Source organism: Flavobacterium sp. GNP011, from assembly GCF_056428925.1.
In genome coordinates this window covers 1-24,214 of the sequence record NZ_JBWJVJ010000015.1, presented here as the reverse complement: position 1 = coordinate 24,214, position 24,214 = coordinate 1, and the positions used below count along the sequence as shown (strand labels likewise).

General features: G+C 34.5%; 15 protein-coding genes and 1 pseudogene. All 16 read right to left on the bottom strand.

Going from position 1 to position 24,214, the window contains the following annotated elements:
- Positions 1-2: 2 nt before the first annotated feature.
- The gene (locus AC061E_RS12285) at positions 3-3,722 is read right to left on the bottom strand and encodes a DUF6443 domain-containing protein (RefSeq protein ID WP_478286502.1); all 3,720 of its coding nucleotides are present in this window, start codon (positions 3,720-3,722) and stop codon (positions 3-5) included.
- 49 nt (positions 3,723-3,771) lie between these two features.
- Complete coding sequence (locus tag AC061E_RS12280) at positions 3,772-7,110, bottom strand: RHS repeat domain-containing protein (RefSeq protein ID WP_478286501.1); 3,339 nt, start codon at positions 7,108-7,110, stop codon at positions 3,772-3,774.
- A 107-nt stretch (positions 7,111-7,217) separates the two neighbouring features.
- Positions 7,218-7,625 carry a type II secretion system F family protein gene (locus tag AC061E_RS12275; RefSeq protein WP_478286500.1) on the bottom strand — a complete coding sequence of 136 codons (408 nt, stop codon included), beginning with the start codon at positions 7,623-7,625 and terminating at the stop codon, positions 7,218-7,220.
- A gap of 806 nt (positions 7,626-8,431) precedes the next feature.
- Positions 8,432-9,232 carry an RHS repeat-associated core domain-containing protein gene (locus AC061E_RS12270; protein WP_478286568.1) on the bottom strand — a complete coding sequence of 267 codons (801 nt, stop codon included), beginning with the start codon at positions 9,230-9,232 and terminating at the stop codon, positions 8,432-8,434.
- A 122-nt stretch (positions 9,233-9,354) separates the two neighbouring features.
- Positions 9,355-9,939, bottom strand: a complete 585-nt coding sequence (locus tag AC061E_RS12265) for a hypothetical protein (protein ID WP_478286499.1) — start codon at positions 9,937-9,939, stop codon at positions 9,355-9,357.
- Between the two features lie 3 nt (positions 9,940-9,942).
- On the bottom strand, positions 9,943-13,569 hold the full coding sequence (locus AC061E_RS12260; protein WP_478286498.1) for a DUF6443 domain-containing protein: 3,627 nt from the start codon (positions 13,567-13,569) through the stop codon (positions 9,943-9,945).
- Between the two features lie 49 nt (positions 13,570-13,618).
- Positions 13,619-16,783: an RHS repeat domain-containing protein gene (locus tag AC061E_RS12255; RefSeq protein ID WP_478286497.1), complete on the bottom strand. Its 3,165-nt coding sequence runs from the start codon at positions 16,781-16,783 to the stop codon at positions 13,619-13,621.
- Between the two features lie 159 nt (positions 16,784-16,942).
- Positions 16,943-18,076 (bottom strand): type II secretion system F family protein, encoded by a 1,134-nt coding sequence (locus AC061E_RS12250; protein ID WP_478286496.1) that lies wholly within the window; start codon positions 18,074-18,076, stop codon positions 16,943-16,945.
- 1 nt (position 18,077) lies between these two features.
- Complete coding sequence (locus AC061E_RS12245; protein ID WP_478286495.1) at positions 18,078-18,548, bottom strand: PulJ/GspJ family protein; 471 nt, start codon at positions 18,546-18,548, stop codon at positions 18,078-18,080.
- 5 nt (positions 18,549-18,553) lie between these two features.
- Positions 18,554-18,910: a PulJ/GspJ family protein gene (locus AC061E_RS12240; protein WP_478286494.1), complete on the bottom strand. Its 357-nt coding sequence runs from the start codon at positions 18,908-18,910 to the stop codon at positions 18,554-18,556.
- Entirely contained in the window at positions 18,898-20,172 is a 1,275-nt protein-coding gene (locus AC061E_RS12235; protein ID WP_478286493.1) for a hypothetical protein, read from the bottom strand. The genes AC061E_RS12240 and AC061E_RS12235 overlap by 13 nt, the downstream gene beginning before the upstream one ends.
- A 2-nt stretch (positions 20,173-20,174) precedes the next feature.
- Positions 20,175-20,657, bottom strand: a complete 483-nt coding sequence (locus AC061E_RS12230; RefSeq protein WP_478286492.1) for a hypothetical protein — start codon at positions 20,655-20,657, stop codon at positions 20,175-20,177.
- The gene (locus AC061E_RS12225; RefSeq protein WP_478286491.1) at positions 20,647-21,672 is read right to left on the bottom strand and encodes a hypothetical protein; all 1,026 of its coding nucleotides are present in this window, start codon (positions 21,670-21,672) and stop codon (positions 20,647-20,649) included. Before AC061E_RS12225 ends, AC061E_RS12230 begins: the two co-directional genes overlap by 11 nt.
- A gap of 6 nt (positions 21,673-21,678) precedes the next feature.
- Positions 21,679-22,962, bottom strand: a complete 1,284-nt coding sequence (locus tag AC061E_RS12220; protein WP_478286490.1) for a hypothetical protein — start codon at positions 22,960-22,962, stop codon at positions 21,679-21,681.
- A 2-nt stretch (positions 22,963-22,964) separates the two neighbouring features.
- On the bottom strand, positions 22,965-23,960 hold the full coding sequence (locus AC061E_RS12215; protein ID WP_478286489.1) for an autotransporter outer membrane beta-barrel domain-containing protein: 996 nt from the start codon (positions 23,958-23,960) through the stop codon (positions 22,965-22,967).
- 2 nt (positions 23,961-23,962) lie between these two features.
- Positions 23,963-24,214, bottom strand: a pseudogene (locus AC061E_RS12210) (hypothetical protein); the annotation flags it as partial.

Sequence of the window (24,214 nt, the reverse complement as noted above, 5' to 3'; positions counted from 1 at the left end):
ACTTATTCAGAAGGTGATTTAAGTTCTTTTACCGGTACAGAAAGTTCTTTTCCCTTGTAGAAAATTGGATAACCATATCCAGACTTATACTCAGTTCCAACTTTCCAATTGGATTGACTTTTATTAAAACTATTTACTAAATCATCAATTTGATCTTCTCCATTCACCTGCGCGTTATAAATATGGTTTGCAAATGAACCAACAGTACCCTGTTGAAATTTCATAGGAGCGTTTTCAAAATTGTTATCTAAAATTTGATTCATATAAACTTGAGAATGTGAGGTATAAGTTTCTTTTATCCCACTGTCAGTTTTATGATTATTTTCATGACCAAGTACACTCTTTAAAGCGTAAGAGTTATTTAAGAGTGAACTAATTTTTCCTCCATTAGCATTATTTAAATTTAGTGTTTTATCATTAGAATTAAAGAAAGCAAGTGATTCATTAGAACCTGAACTAATATGTATTCTATCTTTAACACCTGCACTTTTTGCAAAATATGTAGCAATATTACTTACCATTTCTCTATTTCCAGCATTTTTATCAGAACCGATAAAATATGCCCTATCTATGCCTGTGTCATATCTGCTTAGTAAAGTATATTTCCCCTTACCGGATTCAATATATATATTATTGGAATTATTGTTTACATGTCTTAAAAATTTTCCAGACTTTGAAAAAATATCATCAGTAGGTGCCATTCCATCAGGGTCAGTAAATCTCATCGGGTTGTTAAAACAATAATTGTAAGGAGAATATCTACGCATCTTTTCCGCTAGTGGGTCAAAATTCATCCATCTGCCTAATGCTGGGTCATAACTACGTGCTCCATAATCATACAAGTTTAGCTGTTGACCACCAATATTCTCGTCTTGGTACTCTTTTCCATTGTACTTATACTTTAACGCACTATTAGTAGAAGATATTGTATTAGCATAGCCTGCGTGCTTCAATCCAAAAGGGTAATAATTATTCTCCTCTTGTATGACTAAGGTTTTGTCATAACTCAAACGTACGTTCCCTAAATGGTCTTTGTATTGGTACACATATTTATAAGAATTTCCAACAGGTTCTACATAACCTTCAGCAGTTGGGAAAAACTCTAAAATTGTCAATGGAATAGTTGTTATAGTTGGTGAAGTTGAACTTGTTCTCTTATATTGAAAGCCATCTAGATAGTAAGTATCTACTGTTGTTGTAGTTTGAGATTTTGAAGAATAAGTGCGAATTGTTTTTTGTATTTTTTTTCCAATTGCATTGTAAATGTAATTAATATTTGGAAAACCAGTAGTGCCAAATGTAATTTGGGTAGGCAAATTCAAGTGGTTGTAGGTTATGGCTGTGATGTTTTTGTTGTTATCTTTGGTCATATTACCATTGACATCATAGGCATAGTCATCTACAGTATTAGTAGCACTGTCTTTGAACTCGTCTCTAAAATTAGCATTGTTCGCTTTGGTATCCGTAACTTTCATCAATTGATTACTTGCTGCGTTCTTATACGCATAGGTAAGTTCATCAATTATAACAGGAGTTGTGTCATTTAAACTTCCAAAACGAATTAATGTCTTTATGTTACCATTGGCATCATACGTCAGCTTTTCGTCATAAGCATTCGACACCACAGTTCCTTTTTTGTACAAGGCGTCGTTCAAACGGTTTAAGGCGTCGTACTTATAACCGTAGGTTCTCACCACATTATCAGTACTTGAAGTCCATTGGGTTTCGGCTATGTTTCCGTTGTAGAGTGCACTTACTCCAGGAATATTGCTGGATACCGTATTGTAGTTGATCTTAAAGGCAAATAAATCTTTAGGATCATTTACTTGTTGCAAAGCCGCCACGTTATTGATCTCCGTTAACCAGCCACGGATGTTGTAACTAAAGTCTATTCTTTGGGTATTAGCCCCTACTTTCTTTGCTTTGAGTTGCCCTAATTCATCATAATCATTTTCTACCAACAATTCAGGAGTAGCGGTCCCAATTTGGTGGGTTTGGGTCAACAACCTGCCTTGTGGCGAGTAGGTAAAAACTTCTTTTGTCTTCAACTCACCGTCAACAGAGAGTCGTTTGTGATATGTTATGGTATATTCTGGTTTACCCGTAAAATCAAGCTTGCTATCAGTATAGGTATAGCCTCCCAAAAAGTTGCTCGTATAGCTTCGGATAGGTCTTCCTTTTACATCATATAAAGAGTAAGCCAACTCATTAGCATAGTCTGTACTTGACTGCAATACGCGTATCCAAGACCCCGTTGGTAAACCTTTTGGTTGTACTGTGCTATTATAAAAAACGTTTTGTGTCTCAATAGTTGCAGTTATTATTGGGGCATTAGGATAATTGTAATCATCAAAATAAGCAACCGTCAAAACGTGATAGTCTGATGTTGGCCAAGCCACATTGCTATATCTAAAAGCTACACCATTAATTGTGGTATCTGTGGCCGCACTTTTGGCTTCACTAAAATTAATCGTGTTGGCATTTTGAGTGTTTTGCAAGGCTGCTCTAGCCTCTGAAGTAACAGTTGCTGGCATCCAAGCCGTAAGCACAGGACGATTAAACGCATCGTACTTGGTAATCATCCAACCATTTGCTTGTCCTAGATTATTGAAGGGTGCTAATGCAGGACCCGTAGCCACTACTCTATCTAATTTGTCATAAACAATATACTCCCATTGTTTACCTGGTAGTTTCTTTTCTACCAGACGGTTGCGGTAATCGTATTTGTATTGGTAACATAAATCATTCAAGATAGACCCCATATCACTTCCTGAGGCTATAATTGCCGAAAAGACACTTCCAGCTTGTGCATGAAAACCATTACTCAATATTATGTACTGTGAGGCGGTCAACTGCAAATTCGTTCCTGAGGATACAATGGCGGTAGAAGTCATTGTTGCTTGTGAGGTCCCAGAGTTCAATACCTCCATTGCCATTGGAGGAAGGACATACGTCAAGTTACCATAATCATCATACACATAATACGTATCATGAGCTGTATTGTTGTTGTAGGTTCTTTTTAAAACTACTCGCCCTTCTTTGTCTTTGAACTCTTCGGTGGTTTTATTGTTACCATCTGCTACGCTCCAGTTTTCGTCTTTGGTAATGGTTTTATACAATTGACCTAATCCATAGGTAGCCGATTGGCTTATTGTTGGATTGTACAAGCCCGAAACTAAGTTTGTTGTCACCTGAAACAATTTTACCTCAGTTGCAGTGTTGGTTTGATACTCCATCTTGATGGTGCGATTGTTTGACAAGGACCAATCATTCCCAGGAGCTGCTTGCTGCATTACTCGATTCAAAGGGGATGCTTCAAATTGTTTTTGGCTATAGGGGTTTAACGTATTTTCATATTTTACGGTATTGTAAAAATTAGCAACACCTGTCAATGCATCCGTGCGATATGCTCCAGTACTCGCTGCTGTATAAGGCAAATAGTCTTTATCTTGTCTGCCAAATCCGTCATAGGTAACTGGTGTAATGATATCTTCTCCATTTCCGCCTTGCCCAATAGCAATAGTCTGCATAGGACGACCTAAGCCATCAAAATACGTTACGGTCTTTTGCTTCTGTGATGCCGGCAAACTGCTATAATTAGCACTAGTGAACGGCTTTTGCGGTGCCTCGGTATAGATGAAATTCTCATTACTTAAGGTTTGAGAGTGCATCTGTACCTGAGAAAGAAATAGTATTAGTATAAGATAAATATGTTTTTTCATGGGCTGTGTTTCTATATTTTTAAGAATCTTAAAATGAACTATTACTATTTTATTGACAGTTAATAGTTTCACCTTTGTAGTTGTAACAGTATTTTTGTAACACATTTCCATCTTGATCTTTCACCCATTTCAATCTATTGAAAGCATCATACTCATAAGTGGTTTTTAGTCCTTTAGGATCTGTAATGGTTCTCACTCCCACCAATGGAATATAGGTATAGGTAGTGATCATAGCATTTGGTAAATTTGTTCTTAAGGCATTTAATGCAGCTGTTAATGCATTTTCATCAGTGCCATTTGATAACGCTTGCAAATTTGCTTCGTATTGTTGTACTTGTGCATAAGTTGCATTTTCTATTTTTGCTATGGGTTGCGTTTGATTGTAACCCCAGATATAAGTTATTGGGATACCATTTGATTGTTTAAGCTCTAGTGGATTACCAAATGTATTGTAGTGACTGTATTCAATTCGGTTTTCTTGAATATTGGCACCTTTAGCAGACATAACAGATGATGGAAGATATGATGCGTAGTTCTGCCAAAGATTACTATAATTTATTGTTGACTTTGATAATAAAAAAACATCTCTAAATACATTATTTTTTTGAGTGGTGATACTTTCAATTTCTGAAATCCTATTTTTAACTGATGGATTACTTCTTTCATGGTAAACGTAATTTGTTATAACCTTTTCATCATTACTTGTCGTTGTTGTTAACATTTGGATTTTTTTGTTTGTTGGATTATACGAATAACTTTCAAAATTAATTAATGAAGTTGGGGTAGTTTCACTTCCTGAATAAAAATAATTTGTTGTTACCTTAGTTGACAATTTAGCCCAACCAAATGCTTCATAAATAAATAAGTAACCGAAGATAGTGTTTGGCTCACCACATACAGAATGTGGATATGAATCTGGATTAGCTCTTGCCAATGGGAGCATTCCCCAGTAACCTTCAAAAGTGGCATGCTGATATAAGTAAGGACAGGAATTACTAACAAATGTTCTTACACCCGTTTTCTTTTCGGTTTCATCTATTTCATATGTCATAGCCGTTTCACTCAATTTTCTGTTGTAATTGTCTTTTTTTACTTCATTAAGAAGAAGTCCTCGTTTATAATCAAAATTTTTTGCTGGTAAAAAAGGATAAGATATAGTGATCATTTCCTCAGGATAATCTTGAGCATTTGTATATACAAATTCGCTTTTTCCGTTATCGGTTTCGTAAACAGAAACGTTTTTATAACCCACATCAGATCCTTTAGTTCTAATAGCAAGAATATTATTGGAGGTGGTGTGTTTTTTATATGGTGCATCTAAAAGTATCCTTTTCATAACTATACTACCAGGTTTCTCCTCATAATAGACTTTTTTTACGATTTCAAAATCAAATATAGGTTTTGGATAGGCGAGAGATCCGCTTGATATAAGCTGATTACCAATATTGTTGTAGTTAAACTTTTTGGATTTCATTATCGGTGAGAAGCCATCAGAATATTTTATCTCTTTGATGCGAATTCCCCCACCAATAAGATAATTTTTCTGAATTGCGTTTTTTATTTTATAAGTTATAGCAACATTACCATAACCCAAAAACTCACTATTAAACCAATGGAAACGAATAGCGTACTGAACTCCAGCCTGAAGTGTAATCCCATTAAAAGGACTCATCCCGTCTGTTGTGTCATCACCTATAAACATTATAAATTCCTCTGTATTATCACTATTGATTTTTGATAAACTAAATGAGCCTTCTTGACCATCTACAAAACTTGAAGTAACGTCAAAAGATACTCTTTGATTTTCAGTGAGAGAAAAATTTAAATTTTGTTTTGGTGAAGCCCCACCTCTACTTTTAAAAAATAAAGTATTATACGAATTATTCCAATTTTCTGGATTATCGTCAAAATTAGTCAAAGCGTGATTTCCTTCATATGAATATTGATTCGGTTCATAAACAAAAGTAGTTGTTCCTTTTGTTGGGTATGTCAATGTTTCTAGTACATCAGTTTTACATATTTCTGGATCAACCTCCATATATGGTTTTGCTGGGAAATTTATTGGATTTTGATTGAAATAACCCCAGTAATCTTTTCCAATGCGATCTGTTTGATTAACTGATTTGAAATATGAAAAGCTATAGCTTCCGCTACTCCCATCATTTTCGATTACCTTTTCAAGCATCATTCTTTTCCTTAATACAGTAGAGTAAGAATATATAAAATTGTAGCTCTTGATAGTATTATTTAACCAATCTTTGATGGTAATATTTTTTAATTTTACTGCGTCTCTATTTAATTGATCATCCTCTCTACCGGACTCGTTTGTAAATTCTATCTTGGCAATATCAGTTATCAATAACTGTTTCATTTTTTTCGTAGATATTGATCTTAAACTTGATATTTCTTGCAAATTGGGATCCCATTTTGTAATTTGATCGGGATAATTCCTAATATCAAATGGAGGATCTAGTATGCGATAAGGTAATTTACTAACCGTACTTGAACTTACAGTAGTTGATTCCATCAACGACTCATTGTTATAAATAATTTCGACCAACTTATTGTTGTTTTGATCATAAATTTTTGACAAATGGAAAGCACTAGTATAATTTATAGAGTTACTAAGGTCAGCAGTAATAGTATTGTCAAACCAGGTGTTACTTGCCGCAGTACTTTCAGTGGTTGTTTCTTTAACATCAAAAAAGTATTTTATTCCTTTATCATCATAAATTGTAAAATTTTTTGTTTCGTGATCGTATTCTATTAAAGTGTTGTTATCATTATCAAGCTTATGAACCTCATAATTTCCATTATTTTTTACTATAATAAATCTACCTGTATTACCCATGAAATTATATTGATAAAGATCATGTTCAGAGTCATACAAACCAGAATATTGGTTTTCCCATAAAAATCTATTATAGTCCTTGATAACATTTTTGCTTATAACCCCCCCCGCTAAACTAGAAAATTGATAATAATTATTGGAATTCGCTCCGTGATCATTTTGATGAATACCTTGTTTTTGGTCAATTAATATTTCATCGGGTAATCCTCTTACTGTTCTTGAAATAGTTCCTCCCGCAATTAAATTCCAACCTAAGCCTGTATAACTTGCGAATTCATTTGCATTTACACTTCCCGCATGATATTTAAGTGACATGTCCACTTTGACGTCTTTAGAATGTGTAGGAAGATTAATAATAGGTACATTAACATCCGGAATCCCCGTATAATTACTGACAGGTACTTCTTCAAATTTCATCAATGATGATACAGTGGGTGAAGGTGGAATTATTGTTGGTAACTCTGATTTTATCTCCGGATTTTGAGAAAATAAAAGCGTAGTAAAAAGCAAAGAGAAAATTAGAAAGCAATTTTTCATATAATTAAAAATATAAATTTGATAAAGAACGAACAAAAATAATATAAATTACGTACAAATAATAATTTGTTATTAAATTTCTTTAAATTAAATTTGTAAGAAAAAAATTAATTTACTACACTACTCAACTGAAACATTGGCAAATACATCGCCACAAGCAATACCGCTACTAAAACTCCCACGAAAAGAATAATAAAGGGTTCCAACACCGTAGTTAATACTTTAGATTGCTGCACCACTTCTTGACTGTATTGCTCACTGAGTTGCTGAAAAACATAGTCGGTTTGGTTGGTTTCTTCTGCTACTTTAACCATAGAAATGATGCGATTATCAAACAAAGAATTCGCTTTTAGACTTTCGCTTAAACTATATCCCTTTAAGATATTATGTTCTACAGCGGTCAACGATTCTTGTAAGGGAGCAAACTGAATCATTTTTTTTACCATTTGTGTGCTGTTCAATAAGGGAACTTTGGCGGTGGTTAGTAAAGCAATAGCTTGTGTGAACTGAGCCAAATAAATTTTTACCAAAAAAGAGCCCAAAACAGGAGACATTCGCACAGCAAGCACAACTCTTAATAACCTTTACGTTTTAGGGAAGACTTCGGACAGCTGGGGTCAGAGACGTTCGAGCAGCACACACAAGAAATTTATTTATAAATAAGAACACTGCACGTAGTGTGGTATTAAAAAAATTGCGCAAAGTCAGAGACATTTGCGCAGCTTTTCATGAGAACACTTCAGTTAGCGGGGACATTCACACAGCACGACCAACTTTTAATAACCTTTTCGTTTTAGAGAAGACTTCGGACAGATGGGAGACATTCGCACAGCACGCCCAACTTTTAATAACCTTTTCCTTTTAGAGAAGACTTCGAACAGTTGGGGAAGACTTCGAACAGCTGGGTTTTTGCTTTACTTTTTTTATTCATTTAAAATTTTTAATATTAACTTTTTTCTTAACATTTGAGTGATTAAGAAAGTAACTATCGCTATTAAAAATATCCATTGTTCATACTTCATTACCCAATAAAAAAATGGTGTACTAATTAAAATCCATTCTGAAATTAATTTTGTTTGTAAAGTCTTTGAATATTGTATTTTTAGTAAAACGTCTAATATTACTAGAACAATTACAAATGCTATCCAAAATATAATACCATATAAACAAACTAAAATTAATGTGGATAAAAAGGCTTGATACAAGGTGAATGAACTTGTGATGTGTGTTTTGAAAAATGAATACACAAAAACAGTAATGAATACACCCAAAACATTTATCCAATTTGTTTTCAATATTTTAAATATATTTCTCATATTTATTATTCTTTTACTGTTGGTTTTGATTGCATCATTTTATTCCAATCTGCTGTACTATATGTGTTATTCCCTTGTTTTACACCTGTAAAAACTCCTTTGCTATCAATTGTAATGGTAAATGAAGATGAAAACATTGGTCTGTTATTGTCGTCAGGTAAACTTGTATAAGGATTCCCATCAGCAGGACTAACTCCGATAAATAATTGATTTCCTCCTGTGTCTCCTATAAAAGTTTCTGCAGCTGGAAAAGCATCACCTGTCTGTACTGCATTTACATTAAGCGTTCCTGCTTTCAAGTTTTCAGTAAGTGTAAACTTTGTATGAACATCAATATCAGGAGATCCTGGAACTAAAGGATTTGCTGAAGCTAAATTTGCAGTAAATGAAGCAGTACTATTTCCGTTCTTATCTTTTGTTGATTTAAAGTTTGATATATTGGCACTCGGAGTTGCCGTTGCTTTACCTAATACAGGATGACTGCTTTCATTTGCCCAAGTATTGCCTGCTTTATATGTTCCAGCTGTTGGGTCTACAGTAAAGACGTGTTGGCCTTTTGATTTTACACTACCTCCTTCGCCTTGCCCTAATGCAGTTGTATAACCTCTTTTTACACCGTCCCCAGAAAAACCGCCACCAAATGTTTTAAATGGTGCAAATGAACGTATGTGTATAGGGTAAGGAAATTGACCGTCTGGGTCAACCATATTGACTGGATTATTCAAGCAATATGCGTATGGAGAAGCAAAAGGAAGTTTCTCCGCTAGCGGATCCACATTCATCCATCTGCCAAGAGCAGGGTTAATTACTATGTATCCTAGAACGTCTGAATGTTCAGTTTTTGAACACGATAATACTATGAAAAATTGGTTTTCTGAGAAGCTTAAATGAAATAACTGGCCACCAACACATCTTATACATTTACCACCTACTTTCCATTTATTTTTCCATCTACTAACCTAATAGCTTCCTCAATATCAAGACGTTTTTTAAATTCAATGTTAGCCTCACTAATATCAATTGCAAAATCAGATTTAATGTAATTCTCTTCTTTCCCAAAAGCTTTCGTCATCAAAGTTTGGTCAAATTTATAATATAGTCTAGCTCTTTTAATTTGACTTTTATAACTTTCACTTTTATTGAAAGAAATTTTAATGTTAGGATATTTGTCGCTATAGGTATAAAGTACCTTAAGCGTTTTTCCCGCTTCAATTACAAACTTATTTAAAGGATGGAATTGACCTAGTGGAGTATCAGAATTATTAAAATTTAAAAATACACCAATTTTTTCATACCTTTTATTTATATGGTTTGGAGCATATGAATTTGCAAAAAAAGTGATATCAAAATCATAAGGGTTTTTATAACTTACCAAAAAATTAATAGTATGATTTACAACAGTATCTTGAACAATTATCTTATCACAAGTTGCAATAAGTTTATAATCTTCCTCTTTTTGACCACAGCTAAGTATAATTATTGCAAACAGCATTATTATGATTATGTTTTTCATAGTTTAAAGTTTTCCTTGTTTTATCATATTATATGCTTTTTTTATTTCTCTCTGCCATGTTGGAGTAGTACCCTTCCAAGTCGGATGTTTCATTTGAATTTCATATGCTTTAGCATGAGCAGTTCCATCTCCAGGAATACCCTTAACCATGTGACCATTTCCTTCATGAGCTGCTGCATTTTGAATATTCTCAACAGTAAATTGACCTTTTCCAGACACTAAGGTACTTGACATGTTGTATGTTATTTTATTATCGGAGGTATAAGCTGGAACCTCAGGTTTATCTAAGCTATATGGACTACCATTATTTGCTACTTTTACTATATAATCATCTCCACGAAAAATAGTCGACGTATCAGCTGTAGCGAAATACGAAGAAGTCTTTCCATTAAGTAAATCACTTGTTTCAAAACTCATTCCATCTGCTTTTGAGACTATATCTGTTATTGCATTATTTACCCTATCAATTCCTCCCTGTTTTAGGTCGATTTGGTCAAGTGTTTGTCCATAAGACAAAGCAGTTTCGTGGCTGATATTTGAATTACCATTACTATCTTGCACATATCCACCTAAAACAGCAAATACCGAACGATTCATAAATATTACTTCTCCAGTAAATCCTTTCTTATCATTTCCTAAATATTTACCATTTTCGTCATAAATCGGGCTTGCACTCATTCCATCTGGGTCAGTAAAACTAAGTGGATTATTCATAACATAATTATAAGGTGTCCATCTTCTATATTGTTCCGCCAGCGGGTCAATATTCATCCAACGTCCAAGTGCAGGGTCATAATTCCTCGCTCCATAGTCATACATGTTAAGCCCCAGCTCGTCTTGCAGCTCTTTACCGTTATACTTATACTTTAACGCATCATTGGTAGAAACAATTACAGGCACACTGTAGCTACTGTGTTTCAATCCAAAAGGATAATAATTATTCTCCTCTTGTATGGCTAAGGTTTTGTCATAGCTCAAACGTACGTTCCCTAAATGGTCTTTGTACTGATACACATATTTGTAAGAACTTCCAACGGGTTCTACATAGCCTTCGGCAGTTGGGAAAAACTTGAATGCGGCGTTACTGTATTGGTATCCTCCTAAATAGTCTGTAGTTATGGTTGTTTTGCCAGGTTCCACTACTACTTTCTGTACTTTTTGTCCCGTTGCATTGTAAATGTAACTAATATTTCCAGCTCTGCCAAATGTAATTTGGGTAGGCAAATTCAAGTGGTTGTAGGTTATGGCTGTGATGTTTTTGTTGTTGTCCTTGGTCATATTACCATTGGCATCATAGTCATAATCATCCACAGCGTTAGTAGCACTGTCTTTGAACTCGTCTCTAAAATTAGCATTGTTCGCTTTGGTATCCGTAACTTTCATCAATTGATTACTTGCTGCGTTCTTATACGCATAGGTAAGTTCATCAATTATAACAGGAGTTGTGTCATTTAAACTTCCAAAACGAATTAATGTCTTTATGTTACCATTGGCATCATACGTCAGCTTTTCGTCATAAGCATTCGACACCACAGTTCCTTTTTTGTACAAGGCGTCGTTCAAACGGTTTAAGGCGTCGTACTTATAACCGTAGGTTCTCACCACATTATCAGTACTTGAAGTCCATTGGGTTTCGGCTATGTTTCCGTTGTAGAGCGCTCTTACTCCTGCAATACCACTTGACACGGTGTTGTAATTAATCTTAAAGGCAAATAAATCTTTGGGATCATTCACTTGTTGCAAAGCCGCCACCTTGTTGATCTCCGTTAACCAGCCACGAATGTTGTAACTATAGTCTATTTTTTGGGTATTAGCCCCTACTTTCTTTGCTTTGAGTTGCCCTAATTCATCATAATCATTTTCTACCAACAATTCAGGAGTAGCGGTCCCAATTTGGTGGGTTTGGGTCAACAACCTGCCTTGTGGCGAGTAGGTAAAAACTTCTTTTGTCTTCAACTCACCGTCACCAGAGAGTCGTTTGTGGTACGTTATGGTATATTCTGGTTTACCTGTAAAATCAAGCTTGCTATCAGTATACGTATAGCCTCCCAAAAAGTTTTTAGTGTAAGTCCTTATCGGCCTTCCTTTTACGTCATATAAGGAGTAAGCCAACTCATTAGCATAGTCTGTACTTGCCTGTAGTACGCGTGTCCATGAACCCGTTGGCAAGCCTTTTGGTTGTATTGTACTATTATAAAAAACGTTTTGTGTCTCAATAGTTGCAGGTATCATTGGGGCATTAGGATAATTGTAATCATCAAAATAAGCAACCGTCAAAACGTGATAGTCTGATGTTGGCCAAGCCACATTGCTATATCTAAAAGCTACACCATTAATTGTGGTATCTGTGGCCGCACTTTTGGCTTCACTAAAATTAATCGTGTTGGCATTTTGAGTGTTTTGCAAGGCTGCTCTAGCCTCTGAAGTAACAGTTGCTGGCATCCAAGCCGTAAGCACAGGACGATTAAACGCATCGTACTTGGTAATCATCCAACCATTTGCTTGTCCTAGATTATTGAAGGGTGCTAATGCAGGACCCGTAGCCACTACTCTATCTAATTTGTCATAAACAATATACTCCCATTGTTTACCTGGTAGTTTCTTTTCTACCAGACGGTTGCGGTAATCGTATTTGTATTGGTAACATAAATCATTCAAGATAGACCCCATATCACTTCCTGAGGCTATAATTGCCGAAAAGACACTTCCAGCTTGTGCATGAAAACCATTACTCAATATTATGTACTGTGAGGCGGTCAACTGCAAATTCGTTCCTGAGGATACAATGGCGGTAGAAGTCATTGTTGCTTGTGAGGTCCCAGAGTTCAATACCTCCATTGCATTAGGGGGAAGCACATACGTCAAGTTACCATAATCATCATACACATAATACGTATCATGAGCTGTATTGTTGTTGTAGGTTCTTTTTAAAACTACTCGCCCTTCTTTGTCTTTGAACTCTTCGGTGGTTTTATTGTTACCATCTGCTACGCTCCAGTTTTCGTCTTTGGTAATGGTTTTATACAATTGACCTAATCCATAGGTAGCCGATTGGCTTATTGTTGGATTGTACAAGCCCGAAACTAAGTTTGTTGTCACCTGAAACAATTTTACCTCAGTTGCAGTGTTGGTTTGATACTCCATCTTGATGGTGCGATTGTTTGACAAGGACCAATCATTCCCAGGAGCTGCTTGCTGCATTACTCGATTCAAAGGGGATGCTTCAAATTGTTTTTGGCTATAGGGGTTTAACGTATTTTCATATTTTACGGTATTGTAAAAATTAGCAACACCTGTCAATGCATCCGTGCGATATGCTCCAGTACTCGCTGCTGTATAAGGCAAATAGTCTTTATCTTGTCTGCCAAATCCGTCATAGGTAACTGGTGTAATGATATCTTCTCCATTTCCGCCTTGCCCAATAGCAATAGTCTGCATAGGACGACCTAAGCCATCAAAATACGTTACGGTCTTTTGCTTCTGTGATGCCGGCAAACTGCTATAATTAGCACTAGTGAACGGCTTTTGCGGTGCCTCGGTATAAATAAAATTCTCACTACTTAAGGTTTGAGAGTGCATCTGTACCTGAGAAAGAAATAGTATTAGTATTAGATAAATATGTTTTTTCATGTGCTGTGTTTCTATATTTTTAAGAATCTTAAAATGAACTACTACTTACTTATTGACAGTTAACAGTTTCACCTTTGTAGTTGTAACAGTATTTTTGTAACACATTTCCATCCTGATCTTTCACCCAGTTCAATCTATTGAAAGCATCATACTCATAGGTGGTTTTTAGTCCTTTTGAATCTGTAATGGTACTTACTCCAACTAATGGGATATGAGTATAGGTAGTGACCATAGCGTTAGGTAAATTTGTTCTTAAGGCATTTAACGCAGTGATTACTTGGGCTTCTGTCGCTGTAGCACTATCAGTAGCAGTTTGTATTGCGGTAATGAGAATCGATTGAATACTGCTATATGCCACACCCTCTACCTTTGCAACTACTAATGTATTGTTGTATCCCCAGATTATTGAAACAGGCACACCACTTTCTGGAGTGTATTGGGTTAAATTACCTTTGGGGTCGTAACTGTTGTAGGTGATTTTAGTTTCAGGTGTTAGTCCCCCCTTCGAAGCTAAAATGTATTTTGGTAACAATATATTATTGGTTGTGGGATCTTTGGCATAAACGGTTTTTTGCTCAGATAATTTAACTCCGTTTTTATAAGTTTCTGTCTTTAGCGGACTGCCAATCATATTTTTAGATACCATATCGTATGCAAAAGGTTCACTTGACATTACAGGATCTTGTGGGTAAAAATATTGGATTTCTTTAAATTCTTCAACTGTTGATGTTGTTGATTTTTGGCTTTTAAGAAATCCTGTACTTAAATTATAATTGTACTCTGTAGTTTGAACAATTGAATCTCCTTTGAAGTAACTTATATTTTCTTCTTTCTGCAACTTATAATTTCTAGCCCTATGCGTCACCCCTCCTTGTCTAAAACTATTCAAAGGAATTGGGGTTGAATAAACACAATCGGTTTTTCCATCAAAACTAAATTGCCATCTTTTTTCTAAGATATATTTTGACTCTAAAGCGTAAACATATTTAGAAGGATCAGGTGATTTTTCTAGTAAATAATTGTTTTTAATTCGAGAAATAGTATTGTTTGATTGATCTTTCATTACTTCACTTTCCAAAAGGCCTATATTCAATAATCGATCTTCGTTTGGGATTACTAATTTTTCTCCTAGATAAGAGGATACAATTTTTCCATTAGTGTTTGTACCTGAAATATTATATTTCTCTACTGTTTTGTATAAAACAGGACTTCCTCTATATTCTGATAATGGATAAACACTATTGAATGTAAAAAAATCACTTTTATTATAAGAACCCCCAATACAATCCTTTCTATCATCAATAAATGATCCTGAATGAAATTTTGGTTTTTGGATCATTAACCCTGTACTTTTTCCGTTTTGAGAAAAATTATAAACAGTAGTTATACACTTGCCGTTAAAATCACAATTTTGAACTTCCTTAACTCTGACACCTCCGACAATCTCATTAAAAGAATCTGGATACTGCGCTAATTTTATTTGCATTGAAGCACTTATGCCTAATGTTGAAGTTGCTTTCAAATGATAGGTACCAGCTTGCTTGATTAATATTCTATTCTTAACTCCAGTTTTCGACCGTATAGAAGGAATCCATTGCATCTCCCAATTCCAACTTTGAATTTCTTTAAATATAGGATTATCCTCTTTTCCATCTAAAAATAATGACACACTGGATTCTCTTTCATAAGGATCATTACTAGCAGTATTATTTACTAAATTATAATTCAAATCAATATAACAAGGCACCGTTTTTACTATAAATTGTTTTTCGTTAGTACCTCCACTTGAATAACTTGTTTTCACAGCATAATCAGAATATAATGTTGCATCGGGATTATAAGGAAGATCATAAGATAGTCCTGTTAAAGCAACCATATTTGGCTCATAATCAATCAACGAATACCCTTTTGTTTGATACGTTATTTTTTTTAAACAGCCTATCTTAACACTTGTAAAATCAGGCTTTATACTAGGATTAAAGAAAGGATCTGTTGCATTAGTTGCTCTCAAAGCTTTACTATTATAATAACCCCAAAGATCCTTCTTGAAATAAGAATCATTTATATCTTGAAATATTGGATAATTAACAGTCATATCATATTCCATTTGGTTAGTAAAAGCTCCATTACAACTTACACTTAGAAGATTACTTCTTCTACCTACCCAATCAGAATATGAAAAAACAAAATTCTTTATTTCGTTATTTTGATTATTTTTCACAATTAAGTTGTTAATAACACAAATTCCCGACTCTATTGGGTTGTATTTATACTGTATATCAATTGAACATTTGTTTGATACTATTTTTTTTAAATTAAAATTGTTTATTGCTATTGTTGTCTCGTTTGTAACTAAACTTCCTGAAGAGTTAGGATTTCCAAATTGATTATACGTTTTTGTTAAAGTTTCATTAAGATAGATTTCATTCAACAAATTAGTTTTTTCATATTGAAATATAATTTTATTGCTAGTATTTGGAAAATTAATTTCTGTTACCAAATACCCCGAAGCATAACTTAATGCATTATCACTTTGCACTTTATCGGCTCTTACAATCAAATCAAATATATAATTAATCCCTTGGTCATCAATCAATATAAAACCACCATTCTGTGTGCGAGTAATTTTATAATTTTCATTTTTTAAAAATACAGGACTCCCATTTTTATCTAGATAAAAGCTACTATTTATATTACCAACATTTATAGAATATTTATCTGGTTCTCCATCTATAAAACCATCTGAAATTCTCTTCAATAAATTTGATGTAGGATTAATTCCGTCAGAGGAATTATTATCATAAGGAGGTACACGATTTAAATAATCGTCGATTATTTTTTTGTCTTGTTCATGATGATAGTCGTCCAATCCATTTACAGTATGCAATATCGAACCTCCAATATTAAAAGTCCATCCTACACCAGCGTGTCCAGGAGTTTCATCAAATAATAATCCAGAATAATTGTACGAAAGGCTAATAGGCATATTAAAATTTCCTTCCTGAATTTCAAATATTGGAATTGTATAATTAATTCTGCCAGTGGAGATATCTATCGGTATTTCGCCAACCTTACCCATTGAAGCAACCTGAGGCGAAGCTGTAGTTATGTTCGGAATATATTGTTTAATAGGATTTGTAGGATCCTGCGCTTTTACTTCTTGAGTGCCAAAAAATAAAATGATATAAAGAAAAATAAATTTATGTAGTTTCATAGTTTATATAATAATTGTAATAGGTAAATCATAACAAATTAAAGTCTTTAAACTTTAGTAAAATATCAGTCGCTAAAATTGAGCAGTACAATATTAATAAATTTTAATATTATATTTCTTGTTTATTTTTTTTTAGATAAAAAAATAATATTTATTATTTTATCCAATCACACTACTCAACTGAAACATTGGCAAATACATAGCCACAAGCAATACCGCTACTAAAACCCCTACAAAAAGAATAATAAAAGGTTCCAACACCGTAGTTAAAACTTTGGATTGCTGCACTACTTCTTGACTGTATTGCTCACTGAGTTGCTGAAAAACATAGTCGGTTTGGTTGGTTTCTTCTGCCACTTTTACCATAGAGATGATGCGATTATCAAACAAAGAATTCGCTTTTAGACTTTCGCTTAAGCTATGTCCTTTTAAGATATTATGTTCTACAGCAGTCAAAGATTCTTGTAAGGGAGCAAACTGAATCATTTTTTTTACCATTTGTATGCTGTTCAATAAGGGAACTTTGGCGGTGGTTAGCAAAGCAATAGCTTGTGTAAACTGAGCCAGATAGATTTTTACCAAAAAAGAGCCCAAAACAGGAATTTTCAAAAGGCTATAATCTACCACGCGCTTAAGCTTGGCATTGTCTTTAAAAATTCTAAAAAGAATAGCTGAGATGAGGATCAAGATAAAAACATATAACGCATAAGCTCTCGTGAAATCTGACAATTTCACAATAACTTTGGTCAACATGGGTAATTCGACTTTATTTTGTCTAAAAATATCTTGAAACATAGGCACAACATACGTCAACATAAAAACTACTACTGTAATTGCTGTACACATCACAATTGCAGGATATGTTAAAGCACCAATGATGATTCTTTTTTGCTCGTTTTTGCGTTTGTAGAACTCCCCTAATTCTTTACAAACTTGTGCGGTAGTTCCTGTTTCCTCCCCTATTTGCAACGAATAAAACTCATATTCTGAGAATACTTTGGCCTCAATCAAAGCTTGAGAAAAGGACTTTCCATTGATGACTTGCTGGAGTATGGATTCGAGTAAGACTTTATCGGCATTCTTTTTTTGAGAATCTATGATTAATCCCAAGGCCTCTTTGAGAGTTATTCCAGCACGTAATAGCACCGCTAGTTCGTGATACAATTCTTGTTTTTTCTTAGCCCCAAAGCGTTCACCAAACAAGACAATTTCTTGCTTCAGTAGGGATTCTAAAGTAGCACCTTTCTTTGAATGAATAGGTGTATTAGATGGTGTATCGAGTTGAAAAGCCATATTATTGATTCATGCTATAGGTTACATCATTCTTTTTCGAAATAAAAAGCTCATAGCCTTTTACCTCTTCGTCCGCTGAGATATAAATGCCATCAACTTTTCCTTCGGATATCGTTTTGCCTTCAAATAAAAAATGAATGGGCTTCAATTTTAACGCTATGGTATCCGCATTACGCAAAACATAATTTCCTTTAAAGGAATAAAATACGGTATCCGTCTCTGAAACCATTGCTAAAGTTTCATTGGAAGCGGTATAGGTGATATCATGTAATTGATTCACCTCTTTCCAAAGGCGTTGTTCAAAAAGAACTAAACTGCTCGTTTTATCATAATTGGTTTGAATAGCATGAATCTCTCGTTGCACTAATCGCAGGACACTGAATGCCATACCAATAACGATGGCTGTGATAATTAGTACTACTAACAACTCAGACAAGGTAAAGGAGTCCAACTTATTTTTATTCTTTTGCATATACTTTATTTAAAACTGGTGTCAACATCGTCATCCGTTATCACTTCCCTAAAACTTTCTTTTTTACCATTATTATTCTTTGCTTTCAAAATCACTACATCCTTATTCTCCCTTTTTTTTAACTCGATATTGACTTGCCAGTCTTGAAATTTTTCTTCATAGGGTAAGTCAATCGTGTGATGCTGAATATCATATTCTAATCGATTTAATCTTGTTTCGATGGCATGCGCATTCTGTTTGTAAGTATTTAGGATAAGGTTATTTAAAATCAAACTCGCAATCATGAATAGTATTACTACTAAAACGGTAGCGACCAACACTTCCACCAAGGTAGCCGAGCTTACTTTTCTTAATACAGCCATTTCATAATTGTTTTGGGTTGTTGTTCAAAAAGTAATCCTCCATAAGTAGTTGGTAAATCATCATTGTTAATTTTTCCATTGTAAATATGATTCACATAAATAGACCCCGCTTGATTGGCTACAAACTGTTTGGTTAATACTGTTCCAGAGACCGTGCCTTGCAAGTCAACGTTTCCGTTACAATAGACTTGTCCCTTAACGGTAGCGCCGCTCTCTATTTTGATTGCCGTATCAAAATTAGACACCTCTTTTTTGTTGTAATACAAGACTACTCCTCTTATTAAGCTACCTGAATCAATGAAGATTTGATTGATCGTACTTTTGGGCATATTTCTTTGACTAGTATCTAATGCTTCTTGATATAATACCAAAGAAGAAGGGTAGCTTAACTCACAATTTTTATGCACCGTGATTTGTTTTGAAGCCACTACCTGAAACACTCCTTTGGTGCCGTCCTCAATAATAACCGTTGGGGCTATAATAATAACATCCTTCAAATGTGCTGATGCTTTTACTAGTATTTGCTGGGTAGATTTGATAATAACGTTCCCTGTGATTGAAAGGTTTTCTAATACTATGGAATTTTTAGAAGTCCAATATTTTGTAGCGGCTTCAAAAGAATGCACCGAAGGTTTTACTGAATTTACAGCTCCCATCTCTTGCTGTTCTGATGGATTCGTTTTAAAAAGTTCGTCTAAAGATGCTAAAACATTTTTAGACAAAGGAGGTAAACTTGTTTCACTTTTTTCTGTTGCGCCATCAATTAGCGTTACTCCATAAAAACTATTTCCTGCAATGTAGCCCGTTTTTACTCCTTGTGATGGCAAAAAAGCTGCTCCTTTTATCACAGTAGTTCCAACCAAAGACAGGCCATTTTGTGTCTCTTGTAGATAAAGCACAGGTGTATTTTCAGCAGAAAATTTTCCGCCAATGATGGCTGTTTTTACAAAATGCTTGTTTCTAAAATGTGCTTTACTATGAGCCTTCCCAAAAACGCCCCATGGAGCAAGCTGCACTTGTATACTCTTATTCGCCTCCTCTTGTAGAGGCACTTGAAGCGTATCAGAAGACATTATGGGAGCAGCTATTACATAATCTATTCCAAAATTAGAAAGCTGTATCATCGCTACCGTGCCTTTGGCCTGCTCTTTCATATAATAAAAAGTATAGGCATATAAGACTAATGCTCCAAGCAATAAAGCAATCAATAGTCCAATAAACACGGTAAATTGAAGCGCACCCGAGCGCAGTTTTTTAAGCATATTTAATCGGCTAACATAATTAAATTCAATTCGCCTTGGTATTTAACATAGACCGATTCTTTGTCTCCTGACTTTAAAAATATCCCATTAGCGGTATCCCCAATACTCATAAAACAATTCTTCCCATTGATAATCAATAAGAATGTTTTTTTCTTCTCTTTTACGTCAGAGAGTACCCCTTTGTATTGTATTGCGGGCCAAACCAGTTCTGGGACTGCTTTTACTTTTATGGGTTTCTTTTGTTTTTTGGTCTGGGTCACAGGTGCAGCCGAAACATGCAGTATTCCCAAAAAAGGATCTCTATAGTTGGTTTCAATAATTATTTTTTGTGGCTCTTTGTAGGTATGAGGTTGTACGACCCAATTACTTGGAGACTCATGAACTATTTCTTCGGCTGAACCAAAAGAAACAAATTCATAAACCACCAAACCCCAAATGCCTAGCACCACTGGAAGTAAAATATAAATAGCGCGTTTATTTTTCATTAGCCGTATTCATTTTAGCTAAAGTTTTTTCCATCTGATCAATTTTGGCCAACATCACTTTATGGGATTCTAATTCTTTTGCTTGCTGAGTAATTAATTTCTGCTGCTCAATCACATACAAAGTCAATTCCTCAATTTTTTGCAAAAGTTTGGTGTTCAAATCGCCTAAATTAGAGCCTTGTTCTTGCATTTCTTTAGCAGTCGCAATTTCTGGTAGGTGTTTGTTTTTCTTTACATAAGCTTCTAATTCCGTCAAAGGCATTAAGGGATATTTTTCTTCAAAAACAAAATCTGCTCCATTCATATCTACCCTTACTTCTCGTGAGCGAATAGTACCAATTACATCGAGTTTATGAGCTGGTGCAGTGGTGCCGATGCCGACGTTGCCGTCAGTTGCAATTCTCATTTTTTCTGTATTATCTGATGTGTTAAAAGTAATAAAACCACCTAAAACACCCCCTCCCCTATAAAAATTGATTGAACTATTGGTTTGACCATAAAAATCATGTACAAGCGAAAAGCTTTTTATATTATACGGATCAGCTCCCTGTGTAGCATACCCCTTAACACCCAAATAAGTTCCTAATCCAGTTGTATCACCTTCGGGTAATCTTCCAAAAACAGTCCCAAGTTGACCATTAGATATGTCCTTTGCCATGTCAAGATTTGCCCTAGGATTTGTAGTGCCGATGCCAATATTACCACTAGGTAAAAAAGTCATATATCTAGATTCCAAGTCTTTGCCTATATAACTACTAGTTACACTTGAAACTCCATTAGAGGAATACCCAGTAGAACCAAATGTAAAAAAGGATTGATCTCCAGTTTCATTTGTAATAAAATAAGCACGCCCCCAACCTCCAGTATATCCAGGGAAATTAGCTTTTATTTTTACACCATGAGCAGGAGAATCTGTTCCAATTGCAACATTGTTAAAAGTAGTATTTTGTGCATTAGTTTTTAAAACAATAAAGACTAAATAAATAATAACGGAAATTCTATACTTGTTTTTCATTTTAAGTTATTTTATTTTTTTTTCTATCTCCGTTAATCTTTCGAATATAATTTTATAAGACTCTTTCTCTTCTTTTAATTTTTCTATTTCTTTCGATTGAATAGTATTTTTCTTTTCTTGCTCAATCACATATAAAGTAAGTTCCTCAATCTTCTGCAACAACTTTATATTCATTTCGGATAAATTGATACCTTCCTTTTGCATTTCTTTCGCAGAAGCGATTTCTGGCAAATGCTTGTTCTCGGTTACAAACTTTTCTACTTCTCGTAAAGAAGGCAAAGCATAATCTTTCTCAAATACAAAATCAGCGCCTGCATCCACTGAAACTTTTACTTCTCTAGAATTGATGTTGCCGGCTACGGTTAATTTTGAAGTGGGTTTGGGGGTACCGATGCCTACGTTGCCATTAGAACTAATGGTCATTCTAGAATTAACTAAGGTTGGGTTTGTATTATCTATTGTATTATTATTCAAAAAGTGTAAATCACCTACACCATAACCACCTGTTCTCTCATGTACGATTGCACTTTTACCAAAAGGACCACAACATTCAGTTGAAAATAACAATCCAACAGCACTTTTATCATTGTCTGTAACTACTGTTTTTTGTAATATCATATTATAATCTAATGATCCACTGTTACCTGCACTACTAATATGTAATTTAGTTGCTGGTGTTTTAGATCCAATACCTACATTACCATTAGTTAGAATAGTCATTTTAGGATCATAACCCGCCAATAAAAATAGAGAATGATTACTTTCTGTTCCAACATACCCTCCCCCTCCATGCCATGAAGAATGAGTAAAAACACCCGTTTTAAGTGAAGCATTATCTGAAGTAACTAATATTTTAGAGTTTCCACTACCTGCAACATCTAAAACTTTACTCCATCCTTGATCATTTGAAGGGGCAGATGTTCCAATACCAACATTACCATTTTCATTAGTCATTAAAACCTGTCTCCAAGTTCCCCATTGTGGATCCATTGGATAAGCTGATCTATAAAAAAACCCTCCATCGTTAAAGTTCAATTGGTGATTTTTTCCTCCCGAATTATTCCAATCATCCCATTGACCAATAGTTATATTTGTTCCATAATATCCTTGACCAGGGGCTCCAATTGTTCCTATCTGTTTAAAATCGGCCCGAATTCCATGTCCAAAAAAGTTAGGCAAATCATTTACCGCTCTGGTGTCCTGAATATTTATTGCATTGGCAGTCTGCGCCAACACATTAGTGGCAAAAACAACAAAACAAAAAATTGATACTATAATTTTACTATTCATGACTATTTATTTTTCTTTTCTAATAATTCAATCCTCTTATTCTGCTCAATCACATACAGCGTAAGTTCCTCAATCTTCTGTAACAACTTGATGTTCATTTCGGACAAGTTGATACCCTCCTTTTGCATTTCTTTGGCAGAAGCAATTTCGGGTAAATGTTTGTTTTTAGTTACATACTTTTCTACTTCTTGTAGCGAGGGTAAAGCGTAGTCTTTCTCAAACACAAAATCAGCTCCTGCATCTACTGAAACTTTTACTTCTCTAGAATTGATGTTGCCGGCAACAGTTAGTTTTGAAGTGGGGTTCGTGGTACCGATGCCTACGTTGCCGTTATTATCAATCCTCATCCTTTCAAAGTTTGAAAAAGTTTCATTGGCATTAACAGTTCCCAACATGGTATGAAAAGTAATACCTTCATTATATTGCAATTTTATCGCTTTTGCACCATCAACTGTACTCGTAATATACTCCATTTTATTATTAATAGTTTGTGAAGCTTTAATATTATTTCCAATTATTGTTGCTAAACCTCCTCCAGTACTTCCTATAGTTGCCCATTGACCAATTTTAATATTTGAAAATGAGTCTCCTCCAATTTCAAGTTTTTCTGTTGGTGTAATAGTACCAATACCCACATTCCCATTTATAATTTGATTACCAATAAAATTATTCGCACCTTTAGATGCTAATTCTACCCATGGATTCCAAACTCCAACACCGTTACCAAAATCTCCGTTTCTGGTTCTGAAAGAAATATGATTTCCTCCATTTACCCCATAATCAGAACTAATTTGTGTATCGTATTGATTTGAAAATCCACCAAAACTTATTAATGAACCGTTCCAAGGTGTTCCCGATGTTGCATAAGCAAATGTATATCCGCCTCTAAAATTGTCTGCAGTATTTGCTGTTTGAATCGATACTGTCGGGTTTAATGTTTGTGCGTTAATATTATAAATAGCAAAAACTAATGCTGTCAAAAAAAATATTTTATTCATAATTATTTAATTTCGAAATTTTCAATTCTTTTTTCTAAGTTTAATTGATTCTTTTTAATTATTTGGTTTTCCTTTTTCAATTCAATTAAATACAGCGTCAATTCCTCAATCTTTTGCAACAACTTGATGTTCATTTCAGATAAATTGATACCTTCTTTTTGCATTTCTTTAGCAGAAGCAATTTCAGGTAGATGTTTGTTTTTGGTATCGATTCGTGCTTGTCCGTGGTACTCGGCAGAGACTCGCTGAGTCGG